The sequence below is a fragment of the Psychrobacter sp. Ps2 genome (assembly GCF_022129405.1).
Lineage (GTDB): Bacteria > Pseudomonadota > Gammaproteobacteria > Pseudomonadales > Moraxellaceae > Psychrobacter.
In genome coordinates this window covers 1-15,531 of record NZ_JADQAM010000044.1, presented here as the reverse complement: position 1 = coordinate 15,531, position 15,531 = coordinate 1, and the positions used below count along the sequence as shown (strand labels likewise).

The 15,531-nt window shown below is 44.3% G+C and carries 14 protein-coding genes; 1 reads left to right on the top strand and 13 read right to left on the bottom strand.

The genetic code is table 11. The annotated features are described in order from the left end of the window. Positions 1 to 72: 72 nt before the first annotated feature. On the top strand, positions 73 to 762 hold the full coding sequence (locus tag I3254_RS04900; RefSeq protein ID WP_238051781.1) for a cytochrome c: 690 nt from the start codon (positions 73 to 75) through the stop codon (positions 760 to 762). A 58-nt stretch (positions 763 to 820) separates the two neighbouring features. Here I3254_RS04900 and I3254_RS04895 read toward each other — a convergent pair whose 3' ends face one another. The 13 genes from I3254_RS04895 to I3254_RS04835 all read right to left on the bottom strand — a co-directional run bounded on the left by I3254_RS04895 (position 821) and on the right by I3254_RS04835 (position 15,296). Next, positions 821 to 1,234 (bottom strand): PaaI family thioesterase, encoded by a 414-nt coding sequence (locus tag I3254_RS04895; protein WP_238051780.1) that lies wholly within the window; start codon positions 1,232 to 1,234, stop codon positions 821 to 823. Positions 1,235 to 1,374: 140 nt separating this feature from the next. Continuing rightward, positions 1,375 to 1,917 carry a DUF3124 domain-containing protein gene (locus I3254_RS04890; RefSeq protein WP_238051778.1) on the bottom strand — a complete coding sequence of 181 codons (543 nt, stop codon included), beginning with the start codon at positions 1,915 to 1,917 and terminating at the stop codon, positions 1,375 to 1,377. 44 nt (positions 1,918 to 1,961) lie between these two features. Next, positions 1,962 to 2,663, bottom strand: coding sequence for a TrkA family potassium uptake protein (locus tag I3254_RS04885; RefSeq protein WP_238051777.1), 702 nt, complete (start codon positions 2,661 to 2,663; stop codon positions 1,962 to 1,964). 67 nt (positions 2,664 to 2,730) lie between these two features. Further along, positions 2,731 to 4,491 carry a potassium transporter TrkG gene (locus tag I3254_RS04880; RefSeq protein ID WP_238051775.1) on the bottom strand — a complete coding sequence of 587 codons (1,761 nt, stop codon included), beginning with the start codon at positions 4,489 to 4,491 and terminating at the stop codon, positions 2,731 to 2,733. Between the two features lie 221 nt (positions 4,492 to 4,712). After that, on the bottom strand, positions 4,713 to 5,645 hold the full coding sequence (locus tag I3254_RS04875) for a DMT family transporter (RefSeq protein WP_238051773.1): 933 nt from the start codon (positions 5,643 to 5,645) through the stop codon (positions 4,713 to 4,715). Between the two features lie 77 nt (positions 5,646 to 5,722). Beyond that, positions 5,723 to 6,877 (bottom strand): FAD-dependent oxidoreductase, encoded by a 1,155-nt coding sequence (locus tag I3254_RS04870; protein WP_238051770.1) that lies wholly within the window; start codon positions 6,875 to 6,877, stop codon positions 5,723 to 5,725. 131 nt (positions 6,878 to 7,008) lie between these two features. After that, positions 7,009 to 7,431: a tetratricopeptide repeat protein gene (locus tag I3254_RS04865; RefSeq protein WP_238051768.1), complete on the bottom strand. Its 423-nt coding sequence runs from the start codon at positions 7,429 to 7,431 to the stop codon at positions 7,009 to 7,011. Between the two features lie 432 nt (positions 7,432 to 7,863). Beyond that, the gene (locus I3254_RS04860; RefSeq protein WP_238051766.1) at positions 7,864 to 8,352 is read right to left on the bottom strand and encodes a M48 family metallopeptidase; all 489 of its coding nucleotides are present in this window, start codon (positions 8,350 to 8,352) and stop codon (positions 7,864 to 7,866) included. A 221-nt stretch (positions 8,353 to 8,573) separates the two neighbouring features. Further along, complete coding sequence (gene betT, locus I3254_RS04855; RefSeq protein ID WP_238051765.1) at positions 8,574 to 10,619, bottom strand: choline BCCT transporter BetT; 2,046 nt, start codon at positions 10,617 to 10,619, stop codon at positions 8,574 to 8,576. 292 nt (positions 10,620 to 10,911) lie between these two features. Continuing rightward, positions 10,912 to 12,612, bottom strand: coding sequence for a choline dehydrogenase (betA, locus tag I3254_RS04850; RefSeq protein WP_238051762.1), 1,701 nt, complete (start codon positions 12,610 to 12,612; stop codon positions 10,912 to 10,914). A 118-nt stretch (positions 12,613 to 12,730) separates the two neighbouring features. Further along, positions 12,731 to 14,233, bottom strand: coding sequence for a betaine-aldehyde dehydrogenase (gene betB, locus I3254_RS04845; protein WP_238051752.1), 1,503 nt, complete (start codon positions 14,231 to 14,233; stop codon positions 12,731 to 12,733). A gap of 147 nt (positions 14,234 to 14,380) precedes the next feature. Then, entirely contained in the window at positions 14,381 to 14,950 is a 570-nt protein-coding gene (locus I3254_RS04840) for a TetR/AcrR family transcriptional regulator (protein WP_238051750.1), read from the bottom strand. 1 nt (position 14,951) lies between these two features. After that, positions 14,952 to 15,296, bottom strand: coding sequence for a multidrug efflux SMR transporter (locus I3254_RS04835; RefSeq protein ID WP_102093691.1), 345 nt, complete (start codon positions 15,294 to 15,296; stop codon positions 14,952 to 14,954). Between the last annotated feature and the right edge of the window lie 235 nt (positions 15,297 to 15,531).

Genomic DNA, 15,531 nt, shown 5'->3' with positions numbered 1-15,531 from the left:
TGAGCTTTGAATAACAACTCTGCCGTTCAAGCAAGGATGATAACAATGAGACTAGGCACATTAGGAATAATTATGAACGTAGTGACAGCAAACTCAATCAAATTATCTAGCTCGCTCAGCTCGAGCAAGGCAATAATGATGCTTATGGTCGGCGGATCGATAGTGTTAACAACGTTGTCAGGCTGTAGTCAGTACAAGGTAAAAAACGCAATTACTATCGCCAACCCGCAGACAGCACCAATGATATTCGACAACAGTTTTGATAATCAGGCCAGTCGCAATCAGGGCGCATGGGGCGGCGTATATATGTCCAAAGCAGAATTGGCTAAACCTACTACCAATATCGTCGATGTAGGCTCAATACTAAAAATGAACGATGATGCCAGCATGCAGAGATGGCTCACTAAATTTGAAGGTAGCTCGCAAGGTAAGACAGGATTCCTTACCACCAATGGCAAAAAGCTCTACGATGATTCTTGTGCTGGTTGTCATATGCAAAAAGGTGAAGGTGCGCAAGGCGCAGGCTACTATCCACCACTAGCCAATAACAGTAAGATGCAATCGAAATATTATATTATTAGTATCATTATCAATGGCTTACGCGGCATGCCATCATTCCACCGCATAATGAGTGATGAACAAATAGCAGCTGTCACACAGTACGTACATAGCGATTTGAACAACTTCACTGACACCGTCACGACTGCTAATGTTGCGCAATTACGCCATAACTTTCCACCAGGTTCAGATCCTAGTGAATGAGTGAGTTTAGCTATTTCATCAAGCACCTTGACTTATGAAATGAAGACACACCCTAGTTTTAAGTACGCTTAGGCGGCACCGAATACGTGCCGACTACGTGAGCCACGACATCATCCGAGCCTTCTGAATAAAGAGACACCTCACCTACTATCAATGTGCGTCCTACTTTCATCAAGGTACATTCGGCGATAATACGAGCATCTGCTGATGGTTTACGCAAAAAGTTGATGGTCAGACTTGTCGTCACTGTCAGTGGGACGATGCCTATTCTTCCGAGTATCGCCACATAGATGGCGACATCAGCCACGGCCATCATGACAGGTCCCGAAACTGTGCCACCGGGACGCAGCTCGTTTATGCCAATCTCGTGCGATAAGGTCGCACCATTTTCGTTGACCGTCTCGACGACGCATTTGGTTTGGGGGAACTCCAATGCCATAAAGGCGCTGATTTCTTCTTTGGTTGCAGACATAACTCTTCCTTGAATTGAACTGTCCATGTTGATTCGTTTAATACATTTATACGATCATCGCTAGTTAGCAAAGTAGAAATTACTTCCACCTATGCTACAGTGCTCTTTTAATGCTCTGAACTACGTACCGATTATCTCTCTCAATGTAACACGGGCGTGCCTTCTGTACTAAAGGCAAATCCTTTATTGCTAAAGTTGCCAATCATGACTGCTTCTATCACTGGTTTAACCGTTTCATCTACACCTTCGACTTCGATGATAAAATTAGCGCCCGACCCGCCTTTATCCTCTTCTTTTTCGACGATATAGTTAAGCGTCGCCATCGCTGGTAGCTCGATAGGCTTATCTAGATATGATTTGACCAATGCTCCATCTGTATCATAATAATCAATTTTATTAATATACAGTGACTTTTTGAGCGTGGTGTTACGTACACTCAGCGTCGCCGATAGCAGCACTTTGCGAGCGTCTCTATCGGTATAGATATCAGAGTAAATCGGCACATAAAAGGTTTGCTTGTAACCAAACTGACTGTGATCCACGTCTGAGGTAATCGCCAACTCTTTAATTGGGTCTTTTTGATGCTCGGACAGAAGAACGTTCGGATCTTGCGCGGACTGATCACAACCTGACAGTAATGCCATTATAGCGATCAGTAGGACAGACATATTACGTGTATTCATAATCATTTCCCTATACCTTCTGGTATCACTGCGACGACAAGCTGCTATTTTATTTTCACACCCACACTACGTAAGAACTGATTGATGTGTTTGTTGGCACCATAAATCACCAGTACATCGCGCTCTTGCAGTACTTGCTCAGGCGTTGCCAAACCTTGAATGCTAGGCTTGCTCTGCGTACGACCAAAACTGTCTTCATAATACTCATAGCGCAACGTACTAAGCAATCGGATATTGAACTTTTGCTCTAACTGTAAGTCGTCAACAGTCTTACCAATCAACACATTTGGAATCTTAATCTCTACCATGCTGAAGTTATCGCTCAATTCGAACGAATCGACAAAGTAGCGTAACGACAGTCGTTTGACCCAGCGATTGGCCGCTTCTTTTTCAGGGTGAATCAAATCATCCACGCCGATAGCTTGCAGGACTTTTTCGTGTAGCGGATTGATACTACGGCTGATTAAACGTTTGGCTTTTAACGTTTTAAATAGCGCTGTTGCCATGACATTGGCACCTTGATCTTCGCCAATCGCCACGATGACAATATCGGTATCAACGATTGGTAGACCGCTAACCGTATACTCGTCCGTGGCATCCATACACAGCGTATGCGAAATCACTTCTTTATACGCTTCAACCCGTTGCATACTACTATCAATAGCAATCACTTCATGACCTTGACTGGTCAATGCCGATCCCAATGATGCACCAAAATTTCCTAGTCCTACGATGATGTACTTCATAACTTAAACAACCTTTTTTAGTATTTTTTGCTATTTATTAAGAATGACATAGTCTGTTTACGACGGATTAGTTAATCGTAATCTCTTCAGTAGGATAGCGATAATTACGTTGACGCATATTTTTTAGCAGTGCAATAAATATCGTCAGCATACTGACGCGGCCAACGAACATAATGACCGAAACCACTATTTTACTAAAATCTGATAAGTCTGCTGTCAGGTTTAAACTTAGGCCCACCGTGCTATAAGCTGAGAAGCACTCAAATACCACTTTAATCAAATCAAGCTCTGGCTGATCATAACTGATGAGCGTCACGCCCGTACCGATGACCAGTAGCGACAACCACATAATAGAAAATGCGCGTCGAACTGAAATCTCCGCAATTTCCCGTTTAAACACCTCTATCTTGGTCTGACCACGAGCTAGGCTTAATGTATTCAATAGAGCAATCGCAAAGGTACTGGTCTTGATACCACCACCTGTCGAGTTTGGTGACGCACCAATCCACATCAGAAATATCGTCAGCATTACCGTTGGAAACGTCAGCTCACCCATATCAATCACATTAAACCCTGCCGTACGCGGGGTAGCCGCCGTAAAGAACCCAGTTACGAGCTTACCAAGGAAACTGGTATGGTCGGCGAGCACATTATTGTATTCAAATATCATCACGCCAATCAGACCGACCAGCAATAATGCGCCTGTGGTAATCAAAGTAATACGGCTATTAATATTAAGTAACCAAGGCTGATAAATATAGCGTTGGTCATGGCGATTTATCAGCCGCTGAGCACGATAACGTAAATACCTAAGCACATTGACCACGATGGTAAAACCCATACCACCGAAGATAAATGTCATCGCCAGAATCAGCTGTAGCGAATAATTAAAACGTAGCGAATCATCGTACAAGCCAGCACTAAAGGTAGAAAACCCAGCATTACAAAAAGCAGAAATCGCATGAAAGACTGAAAAAAATAACTGCTCAGACCAATCCATATTGGGTATGTCATAAATACTGATATAAATCAGCGCAGCCGCTACCGCCTCGACAGCAAATGTGACGTATAAGATAGACTTGAGTGTCGACACCACATCACCCATACCACGCATGTAAGACATCTCGCTGATGCTGGCTTGTGTCTCATAGCTGACACCACCCTTAAAAAAATAACTAAAATAGGTCACAAAGGTCAAAATACCCAAACCGCCAATTTGTATCAGCCCCATAATAATGACTTGGCCAAAAGTCGTAAAATAGGTGGCAGTATCCACTACGATAAGCCCTGTCACACAAACCGCACTGGTCGCGGTAAAAAGCGCATCAACAAAAGACAGCGGCTGCGTCGTCGCATTGGGCATCATCAATAGCAAGGCGCCAACCAGCACCACGACTAAAAAGCTTAGAATAAAAAACTGCGCAGGGTGTAGAAAGGTACGATTGAGATTGAAATTATGATCGGAGAGTTCGCGGACGAAGGTGACAAACACCGCTATCTTTATTGCGACAAAGCCATCAACGGCAGCAGATAAGCCTGAACGTACTAAGTCCGTAAAATGCGCGGTCAATAAAATGATGATGGCAATGCTAGTCAGTGCGTCAAAGACGACGACCTTATTAAGCGTTAATGGCTTTTTAGTATAGATGTAACGACCAGCGGTCACCATAAAGCTGAGAAAGATGATGACCAAATAGAAAATATGGAATACTTGCTGGAGCCACGTTGGTAGTGTAAAACCACTATCTAACAAGGCAATCGCTACCCCGATGACACTAATGAGAATCGTAAAATTGTTTAATAATCGATAACGCGTGGCTGCATTCATAGCCTGAGTCCATGACAACGATAACCACGATACTTATACTCCTTTTTTGTCGTATCCACAAAAAGTGATTTAAGTTAATCGTAACCAATTATTGAGTCATAGCAGCTATTGATAATCTAGATACTGACAACCAGAGCGAGATAAAAAGTGCGCATTAGGCAGTAACGGTTTTAATAACTCTATAGTTTAATGCTATCGCTTATACACATTTATTAAATCTCTTATTTTACTTTTGCTATTTTTACACCGCCCCATGTCACTAATACCACGCCAATGGCTATCAACGTAGCACCTAAAAATAGACCTTCTGGTGGACTCTCCCCTTGCAAAAAAATAGCGACGGGTACGCCGACAATGGCTCCTACCGCACCTAACAAACTCAGCAACACGGGCCCACCTGTCTTTTGCAATAGGAATAACAGTAAAAACTGTCCAGCAAATACGCATGCTTGTATAGCTATCATGCTTAGCGGTAGCCAATTCTCTAAAGGTACAGCAATAGAGAAATCTGACATCATACTGAATAAACCTAGCAGCAGCGCTGCCGCAATCAACATACCTGGAGCGAGTGCGCCAGAAGACGCATTATCAGGCCAGCGTAACGTCCGATATATATTGCCAATAGCGAGTAGCACTGGACCAAAAAGCGCGATTAAAATCCAAAACACACTAGAATCTGGCGCAGAGAATTTATGCACGGCTAATGCTCCTGCCCCGATGAGTGCCGCGATGACCCCAAGCGCACGGACAATATAAAATTGATCTATACGTAGTAACAGCGCACCAAGATAAGTTAGCAGTGGCGGCAATGAGAGGATTAAGGCGACGAAACCTGCGCCCACATGAGGAATGGCAGAAAATAACAGTAAGTTGGCGGCCGCGACACTGACCAGCGCCGCGACAAAGTAATACTCTAAGCTGCGCGCATTAAGAGGAGGGAGTTCTTTTCTGATGAGCGCTACTAGTAATAAAATAACAGCAGCACCAATAATCGACCAAAACAAAAACCCTAATGGGGTTAGACCAACATCGATAGCGTACTTTGCCACATTGGTCGAGATACCAGTGAGTGCACCGCCTGCCAGTAGACAAATGAAGGGCACCAGCCAAGTAGTAGTTTTGTGAATACTGGTTTGTTTGAGCGAGTCATTCATCGACTATCCTATTGGATGACGAATTTCTTAGTCATGTTGAATGGCTTTTATGATAGCTTACAACAGCACCCTAATAATTACTGGCACAAAATATCAGCAGGTAGGCTTTGTACAGCGACGGTTGCTGCATCAATTGCTCCAGCGACATAGCCAGGGAAATGCGCTGACCACTCACTACCACAACCTGTTAGACAGTCTTGCCACATGCCAGTTTTTGGTATGGACTGCGGTGCTACTGCATGCTGACCGTTACCGTTGGTATCAGCAGGCATCGCTGTTAATGGATCCTGTGCCCAGTCTTTAAGATATTCAGCTTTCGGAGTACTTGCCTGCTCACCAAATAGTCGCACTAACTGGGCACGGCAATGTTCTTTTAGCACCGTATCAGAGACGCTCTGACGTACTTGAGCAGGAATGCCAAAGAAGCCAAACAATGCCCCATCGCCCTCTAGCGTAGAGGCATCATGTATCTCAGTAAGCGGCCCTATCGCACTGCGCGCGGCACCCGAGAGACCAACATCTCGCCAAAATAGTGATTCATAAACAGCGACATATTTGGCATGGGGAGCCATCCAAGTGGCTGTCTCGCGCCACTGTTCACTTAAGTCTTGCGGTAGCGCTGGCTGAAATACTATCTGACCTTCTACCAATCGAGGCGGTAATGCAAGTAGCACATGCTGCGCTCGGAGCGTAGTCACATGTCCGTTCACATGTCCAGAAGTATCTTCGCTCTGTACTTCGATATGTTGAGACGTCTTGTTCAACTGCCTTACCGTTTGACTGGTAATAATACAACTAGCATCTAGGCGAGCATATAGCGCATCAATCAAAGCAGCCATACCACCGACTAGCCGCACAGAAGGTGGTGCGCTTTTGTAACCCTGCATACGCACAGGTGGCTGGTTGGCAGCGCGCTCAACCATCATGTCGCCTGCTTCAGATTGAGCAAAGCGCGATAGACCCAATGTCTCAATAAGACGGCTTAATTGCTGCTGATAATCCGGCCAAAACCAAGACGGTCCTAAATCAAACGCGGCGCTTGATTCTTTTTGTTCGATATCAGTATTGTTATTAGTAGCATGCGCATCTGGATATTTAGCAACTGCAATGCGACCACCCACGGTATCAAGCGCCTCTAGCAATCTATACGCTATACCCTTTTGCTCTAATAAGAAGGCAGCATATAATCCACTCAACCCACCACCAACGATTACCACAGGTATGTCTTGCATATCGGATTGCCCTATTTATAGTCGGTTCAATATAACTTGGATACAAGGAAGCCGAGCGAAAGTACTACAAATAGCAGGCTGAGCCAGACTGACACCGTCCCCAATTTATAGAGGATTGACTATAAACCAAACTACTCTGCCAATAGCTTCGTAAGCATCTCATCAATCTCAACCTTGAACTCTTTATCTTCTATTTTATTGGCTGTGATTTTGGCATTTTGCAGACTTTGGATAGCAGCTTCTTTTTCGCCTGTCTCAAGCTGTAGCACCGCCATAGAAAAAGCAATCGATGACATATGATCTTTTGAATTAATGGCAGTAGCCTTGGCCAATGCTTTGTCATAAATCACCAGTGCTGCGTCCAAATCTTCAGTAAAGTCAGCCAGTGTTTCCCATTGTTCTGGGTGGTCTTTGTCAGTGCCTTCATTGTCGGTACAAATGGCGTTTAGTTCAGCATATAGCGAATCAAATTTCTCTTGATTGCCTCTGCGATCCGCTTCTAATAATTCTTCGGCTAAGGTGTAAATGGCTTTATATATTTTAGTATTGATCATTGTTTACAACCTTTTATGGACTATATCGTATGTGGTTAGGATTATAACGTAATTCTAGGGCGTGTCCTCATTTTAAAAATGTTGATAAAAATGAGATAAATTGCAGTCAAACAAGGAAAATAGCGCAGATCATATCGGGATATTAACCAGCTATTTAACGATGTTTGGCAAAATTTAGCCATTTTTAGCCCATTTAGATATGATCAATTGAATTGAGGACACACCCTATCGGCTCAGATGATTGCTACAGAGAAGAACACGATATTTATATGGCTGTTATTAACATTACTACGAACGTTATTCAGGTTGCTATTCATACTATAGTCGATTCAATTTAAAAGCAGCACAAGGCAACCGAGTGCAAGTTATACATTAGTATGCTTAGCGAGAATAACGATGTAACGGATTTATATAGATTTGACTATATTAGGGCTACAACTCTCGCCAGTGTAACCACAGGCGTGTATCCAGCTCAAATTGATGATACTCGGGCTCCATATGGCAGCATAATTGATAAAACGCTTTGTTATGCTCATGCTCTTTAAAATGGGCGAGTTCGTGCACCACTATCATGCGCAAAAACTCTGGCGGCGCGTCTTGAAATAGACTGGCTACCGTGATGCTATTGTGCGATTTAAGCTTACTGCCCTGTACACGTGATTGCGTCGTATGGATACCTAGGGCATGTTTTAAAACCTTGAGCTTACTGCTATAGCTGACATTTGATAGCTGACCAATCTTACGCATGTATTGGGTTTTTATCTCATTTATATACTGATAGAGCGCTTTGTCGCTTTGGATTTGATGCTGAGTCGGGTACTTTTTTTCCAGATACTCGCCCAACCTACCATCAGTTATAAGCTGAGCAGCTTGAGTTTGAATCTGCTCTGAGTAATGTGCTATGTACTTTAATTTGGTCACAAGTGTATCCTTTGCTAATACGTAGATGCGTATCAGTCGATCAATTTAATCTTAATGAATTTTACCTTATATTTGCGGCGCTTGTTTGCCACTTATTTGGGATATACCCTCAATTCAAACGATAGTTATTTATAAATAGTTATCCATAAAAAAACCCCATAAGCTGCGTGCAACTTATGGGGACATTTTTACTAATAGTTTTACTTAAAAAATGTGTCTGATTAACGCTCTAAATGCAGATACTGCAAATGGCGCTCGTACTGATTTAAGATATCAACCAATACCTGCTCTTTTGAGTAGCCAACCAAGTCATACTCTTGCGAGCCTTCACTTAAGAACACTTCCGCACGGTAGTAGTACTCTGCGTGCTTGGTAGATGTGCTCAATGTAAAGTTAGGACGATGAGCTTTAATCAGATTGACTTCATAAATAAAGTCATCTTCGTCACCATGACCGACACGCAGCTTTAGACCGTCTACCTGACCACTGTCTTGATCCATACCTGCATCGATATCTTCGCCGATACTAGCAAGGTTTTTGGTATCTAATGAGGTTTTAAGACCACCTGCTTTAAACTCTTTTTCGACCTCAGACATCGCTGGCATCACGACATTATGCAAGAATTTTTCAACCTGTGCATGGCCTGGGAAACTCACAATACGTTGCAAGCGCGCTTTCCAGCTCTTCCCACTGTCCAACACATTTGCCGTGCCGATTGTACTTGCTTTACGCTTATTGCCTTCTTCTTTTAACGACTTCCACATAGACATCATGTAGAGCACAAGAATAATAGAGAATGGCAAGCCTGCAATGACAGAAACAGATTGCAATGAGGCAAAACCACCTGCAAATAGCAGTCCTAACGTAATAAGACCAGTGGCTGCTGCCCAAAACAGACGTAACCAAACAGGAGCATCGGTATCATTGGTCATACCTCTTGAGCTCAAGTTCGCTAGTACTAACGCGCCTGAGTCAGCAGAAGTCACAAAGAAAATAAGACCAATAACCACACCAGCAAATGACAATACTTCACTGTAAGGGAAGTATTCAAACAGCGCAAACATGCCCATTGCCGCATCATTGACCGCGATTTCGCCAAGCTCTGTTGCGCCATTGGCAACCAAATCTATCGCTGAATTACCAAAGATAGAGAACCATGCGAAGATAAAACCAAGCGGAATAAACATCACACCAAATACAAACTCACGTAGAGTACGGCCACGGCTAATACGCGCGATAAACAGACCGACAAACGGTGCCCAAGCAACCCACCATGCCCAGAAAAATATCGTCCACCAAGATTTCCACTCGGCACCAGCAGCACCGTCATAAGCATAAACGTCAAAGGTTTTATAAATGATGGTTTGGAAATATTGACCGATATTTTGAGTAAAGGTATTTAATAGATACACCGTATTGCCCATAACCAATATGGCAAGCAACAACAGTATTGACGACAGCATGTTGAATTCAGATAGACGACGAACGCCTTTTTCGACACCTGTCATCGCAGAAATAGCGGCGGCAGCGACAACACCTACAATGATGAGCGCCTGAACCGTTTTGCTAGATTCGATACCGAACACATGGGTCAAGCCAGCATTGGCCTGCAATACCCCAATACCCAAACTGGTCGCAATACCCATCAACGTACAGACGACGCCGAAGGTATCAATACCATCGCCTAACCAACCTTTGATTAAGCGTTCACCGAATATCGGTGTTAGCGGCGAGCGTAGCGCGAGTGGCATGTTTTTGCGATAAGCAAAGTAAGCCAGCGCCATACCGATTAGTGCATAAATACCCCAACCATGTAGACCCCAGTGCAAGAAGGTCTGAGCAAGCGCTTCACGCATGGCCTCAGCACTAGCAGGCTCTAGGCCTGTATGAGGGGTCAAATAATGCATCAAAGGCTCAGAGGCACCAAAGAACAACAGGTCAATACCAATACCCGCTGAGAACAGCATGGCCGCCCACGCTAAAAATGGAAATTGCGCTTTTTCGTGGTCTTGACCAAGCTTTATATCACCGTACTTAGAAAAACCAACAAACAACGCGAAGATACTATAAGCGGCAACCACCAACATATAATACCAGCCAAACTTGTCTGATACCCAAGTCATGCTCGCGCTCAACAAGGCCTCACTATAATCTGGAAAAGCGATGGTCCAGATTATCAATAAAATAGAAATAATAGCTGAGCCCATAAACACGGTTTTGTTTAGGGTCAGAGGTTTCGTCACATCTTGTGATGGCGAACTGTACATAAAAGACCTCAATAGATAAATTAAACAGGGTCCGATATTGCTTTGTCCGGCATCGTCTAATAGTAGACTGATGATCTATAACCGTATAACGTGGAACCAACCGCATGACGGACAAAGCAGTACCAATAAATAAAAAGCTAATAAAATTATAAACAAATTCAACCTGAACGGTATTCATTATTCTAATACGTTAGCGCTGATAGAAAAGGCCTCTACTTGGAAAGGCCTTTTGGTTAAAATTTTCTCATATCGTTATTTATTCAGTATCCTGTATGCAGGCTTATATCGCAGCCTACACTGTCGAGAGATAATCACGCATCGGCTCTGAGCGCAGCGGTGCACCATTGGCCACGTAATAATCTGCCGTTGAACGTGGCAACTGTACGCCTCTCATCTTGTCGACGATTTTTTCGGCGAGCATAATAGTTGTAGCATTGAGATTGCCACTGATAATATTGGGCATGATAGACGCATCGACAACGCGCAAACCATCGATACCATGTACCAGACCTTCGCCATTCACTACCGAATCGTTATCTTCGCCCATCGCACAGGTACAAGATGGATGATAAGCCGTCTCACTATGATTGCGTACGTATTCATCTAATTGAGCGTCGGTGACCAAATCATCGGTCGGTGCAATCGCGCGACCACGATAAGGATCAAGCGCTGGCTGATGCATGATCTCACGCGTGATACGCATTGCAGCACGGAACTCTTGCCAGTCTTGATCATGCGACATGTAGTTAAATAAGATACTTGGATGTGCTTTCGGATCACGTGATTTTAGCTTGACGCGGCCACGGCTCGGTGAGCGCAGTGAGCCGACGTGTGCTTGGAAGCTGTGTGATTTTACAGCACTGCGGCCATCGTAGCGTACGGCTAGTGGCAAGAAATGATACTGAATATTTGGATGGGTAAACTTCTCATCCGTACGGATAAAACCGCCACCTTCGAATTGATTAGACGCACCAAGACCTGTGCCATTGAATAACCATTCTGCACCAATTGCAGGCTTATTCCACCATTTATTGGCAGGCGCGATTGACACTGGCAGTTTGCATTCATACTGCATATACAGCTCTAGATGGTCCTGTAAATTATTACCAACACCTGGCAGATCCAATATTTCGGTCACGCCAGCGTCTTTTAGCCACTGACCAGGACCGATACCTGAGCGCTGCAGTAGTTGCGGCGAGGCAATCGCACCAGATGAGACAATTACTTCGCGAGCGGCATGAAAGTTTTTGGTCTGGCCTTCGTGTTCGACTTTGACACCGACAGCGCGCTTGCCGTCGAATAAAATCACGTCAGTCAATGCACCTGTCAAAATCGTAATGTTACTACGTGGTTTGGCACGGTCAAGATAGCCACGAGCCGTTGACGCACGGCGACCATTAGGTGTCACAAATCGATCCATCGGACCAAAACCTTCTTGCTGATAGCCGTTTAGATCTTCGCTACGTGGATAGCCCGCTTGTACGCCCGCTTCAATCATAGCTTGGAACAGTGGATTGACTCCTGGCTTTGAGGTAGTCATTTCAACAGGTCCGCCCACGCCATGATAGTCATTCTCGCCAGCGTCACAGTTTTCTAGCTTTTTAAAGTACGGTAAGCAATCCGAATACGTCCAGTCTGACAGGCCTTTTATCTTAGACCAGTCATCAAAATCTAGCGCATTACCACGGATGTAGCACATACCGTTAATCAATGATGAGCCACCTAGCCCTTTACCGCGGCCACAGTCCATGACACGGTTGTTCATATATGGCTCAGGATCTGTCTTGTAGCCCCAATTATAAGTCGTCCCTTGTAGCGGCATAGCAAGCGCAGCTGGCATTTGGGTACGGAAGTCAAAACGATAATCTGGACGACCTGCTTCTAACAGCAGTACTTTAATACTGGCATCTTCGGTCAGACGTGTGGCCAGCACATTTCCTGCTGAGCCTGCTCCAACAATAATATAGTCATACTCAGGTGTGGTTGATGTCATAACATACTCCATAATATTGAAAAAACATAAATCGTTTAGGGTCAGTAAGGTGTCCTAAAAAGGCTAAATTAAAGCTGATAAGCAGTCTTACTGGCTTCGTTTTTCTCAATAAGATTGATTAAAAGACAGATTCAAACGCACCCAACTCTACTTGGATAGATTTGGTCTGAGTATAATGTTCGAGTGCTTCGATACCGTTTTCGCGGCCGATACCAGAATGCTTATAGCCGCCAACTGGCATTTGTGCTGCCGACTCGCCCCATGTATTCAACCAGCAGATGCCAGCTTCTATCTGAGCGATGACTCGATGCGCGCGTTTTAGATCTGCAGTCACGACTCCTGCAGCCAAACCATACTCGGTATCATTGGCACGGCGAATCACTTCTTCTTCAGTCTCATAAGTCAATATCGACATCACTGGGCCAAAGATTTCTTCGCGTACGATAGTCATATCGTCCGTGCAATCAGTAAATACTGTCGGTGCGACAAATGCGCCGTTTGCAAGCTCGTTCGTTGTAACGCGCTCGCCACCTGTTAGCAGACGCGCGCCGCCTTTTTTACCTTGCTCGATATAGCCAAGCACTCTTTCCATATGCGGGAAGCTAACCAGTGGACCCATATTGATGTTCTCATCCATAGGGTCGCCTAGTTTAATACGCTCAACACGAGTTAAGATAGCTTGCTCGAACTTAGCTTGTAACGCTTTAGGAACGAATACGCGCGTACCGTTGGTACATACCTGACCCGTACTGTAGAAGTTGGCCATCATAGCGATGTCAGCAGCGGTATCGATATCTGCGTCATCAAATATGATCAAAGGTGATTTACCGCCAAGCTCTAAAGTTACGTCTTTTAGAGATGAGCTTGCCGCGCTCGACATGACTTTTTTGCCAGTCGGTACGCCACCTGTGAACGATACTTTTGCGATATCTGGGTGTTCGGTCAGCGCTTGACCCACTTCATAGTTACCTTGTACGACGTTAAACACACCATCTGGCAATCCAGCTTCGGTCAATATTTCTGCCAGTTTTAGTGCCGTCAACGGTGTCACTTCTGATGGTTTAAAAATCATCGCATTACCGGCAGCCAGTGCAGGCGCCGCTTTCCACATCGCGATTTGAATCGGATAGTTCCATGCGCCAATACCTGCGACCACGCCAAGTGGCTCGCGGCGAGTGTATACAAAACTAGTATCACGTAATGGAATCTGACGACCCTCAATCATCGGTGCCAGACCTGCATAGTATTCAACGACATCAGCACCAGTGACGATATCGACGTACTTCGTCTCAGAGTAGGCTTTACCTGTGTCTTTGGTCTCAAGTAGTGCCAACACATCATTGCGCGTACGCAATATCTCAACAGCCTTTGATAAAATGCGACCACGCTCAACTGCTGTCATCGCCGCCCAAACTTTTTGACCTTTATGTGCGGCTTTTACCGCCTCGTCAATTTGCTCATTGCTGGTTTGCTGAATCGTTGCCAATACTTCACCAGTGGCTGGATTGATATCTTCAAAAGTCATCAGCGACTTATCAACCGCTAGATAACGACCGTTGATATAAGCTGTTTGTACTTGGTCTAAATCGATAATATCTGTCAAATTATTAAAATCAGTCATAAATTCTCCTTAGGACGATTGGCAAAAGTAGCTATATAAAAGTAACTATGTAAAAGTACTGAAGCCGAATAGTGTCGTCGTTAGTTAAGTTTCGAAATTTAGTCTTTAAATAGTGAAATAAAAATTATTTTATAAATCAGCATCGTTTTATAAATCAAAGTCTCGTTGTGTCATTTTTATCAAGCGATCACGTAATGATTGTTTGTCTGCGATATCGATACCTGAAAAGTCTGAGAGCCAAATACCGTCAGCGACAAGGCGAACCATACATAACGTCTCGGTATTATCCGTTGCCGCATGTTTTTTGAGTTGCTCATTCGCCCACTTAGCCCACAACTCACGCAGCTCACTATCGCCTAGCATCAGCACATATAAGGTCGCTTGATTATCGTATTCTTCCTGCCCTTGCTCGCCGAGGCTGATAGTGGCATCTATATAAGCGCGGGTAAATGAACCGTACTTAACAGGGTCATCAGCCATTGTTGCGTTTACTTCTGCCTCAAACTTAGCCATTGCATCATTGAAAACTTCTAGCACGAGTGCGTTTTTGGTAGAAAAATGATGCATCACCCCACCCTTTGTCACCCCAACCGCATCAGCGACTGCCTGAAACGTCACTTTAGATAAGCCCTGCTCCAATGTGATACGTGCTGCTTGATCTAACAACGCACGACGAATGACTTCTGGCTGTTTTTTACGCTTATAAGCATTTTCCATATCAATGCACCACAGAATTAGACAATAAGTTCATCACAACAACACCGCCGACGATCATCGCGATACCGACCACTGCTGCTGTATCAAGATTTTGCTTGAATAGCACCACACCAGCGAGTGATGTCAGCACAATCCCAAGCCCGCCCCACAGCGCGTACGCAATACCTAGCGGTATGGTCTTAAGCGTCTGAGCCATTAGATAAAATGAAACCGCATAGAGCGCGCCCATCATCAAAGTTGGCACCAAACGGGTGAACTGCTCTGACTTCATCAAAAAAGTAGTGCCGATCACTTCACAAATGATGGCAATGGCTAAGTAACCATAAGCAATAGTAGTAGGACTCATCTTTAGAACACCCGCTTTCGTTCAACGCATGCTATGAAAAAACATAGCAAAGAAACCACATGGTCGGTATTTTATAGAAATCTACTGCCAATGTGAAGGGCTGTCTTGCAACTTTATTGTGTCAAACGGTATCGCATCACCTTTATATTCGAAAATATGGTGTAATGGACATTATTCATGCTGGCGTAGGGTCTAACGCTATATACTGTCTATATTTGCAAGGAATCAAAGCCAT

Bases quoted from the DNA above. Each gene is read 5' to 3' on its own strand.
- I3254_RS04900 (WP_238051781.1), top strand. From the start codon at position 73: ATGAACGTAGTGACAGCAAACTCAATCAAATTATCTAGCTCGCTCAGC.
- I3254_RS04895 (WP_238051780.1), bottom strand. From the start codon at position 1,234: ATGTCTGCAACCAAAGAAGAAATCAGCGCCTTTATGGCATTGGAGTTC.
- I3254_RS04890 (WP_238051778.1), bottom strand. From the start codon at position 1,917: ATGAATACACGTAATATGTCTGTCCTACTGATCGCTATAATGGCATTA.
- I3254_RS04885 (WP_238051777.1), bottom strand. From the start codon at position 2,663: ATGAAGTACATCATCGTAGGACTAGGAAATTTTGGTGCATCATTGGGA.
- I3254_RS04880 (WP_238051775.1), bottom strand. From the start codon at position 4,491: ATGAATGCAGCCACGCGTTATCGATTATTAAACAATTTTACGATTCTC.
- I3254_RS04875 (WP_238051773.1), bottom strand. From the start codon at position 5,645: ATGAATGACTCGCTCAAACAAACCAGTATTCACAAAACTACTACTTGG.
- I3254_RS04870 (WP_238051770.1), bottom strand. From the start codon at position 6,877: ATGCAAGACATACCTGTGGTAATCGTTGGTGGTGGGTTGAGTGGATTA.
- I3254_RS04865 (WP_238051768.1), bottom strand. From the start codon at position 7,431: ATGATCAATACTAAAATATATAAAGCCATTTACACCTTAGCCGAAGAA.
- betT (WP_238051765.1), bottom strand. From the start codon at position 10,619: ATGTACAGTTCGCCATCACAAGATGTGACGAAACCTCTGACCCTAAAC.
- betA (WP_238051762.1), bottom strand. From the start codon at position 12,612: ATGACATCAACCACACCTGAGTATGACTATATTATTGTTGGAGCAGGC.
- betB (WP_238051752.1), bottom strand. From the start codon at position 14,233: ATGACTGATTTTAATAATTTGACAGATATTATCGATTTAGACCAAGTA.
- I3254_RS04840 (WP_238051750.1), bottom strand. From the start codon at position 14,950: ATGGAAAATGCTTATAAGCGTAAAAAACAGCCAGAAGTCATTCGTCGT.
- I3254_RS04835 (WP_102093691.1), bottom strand. From the start codon at position 15,296: ATGAGTCCTACTACTATTGCTTATGGTTACTTAGCCATTGCCATCATT.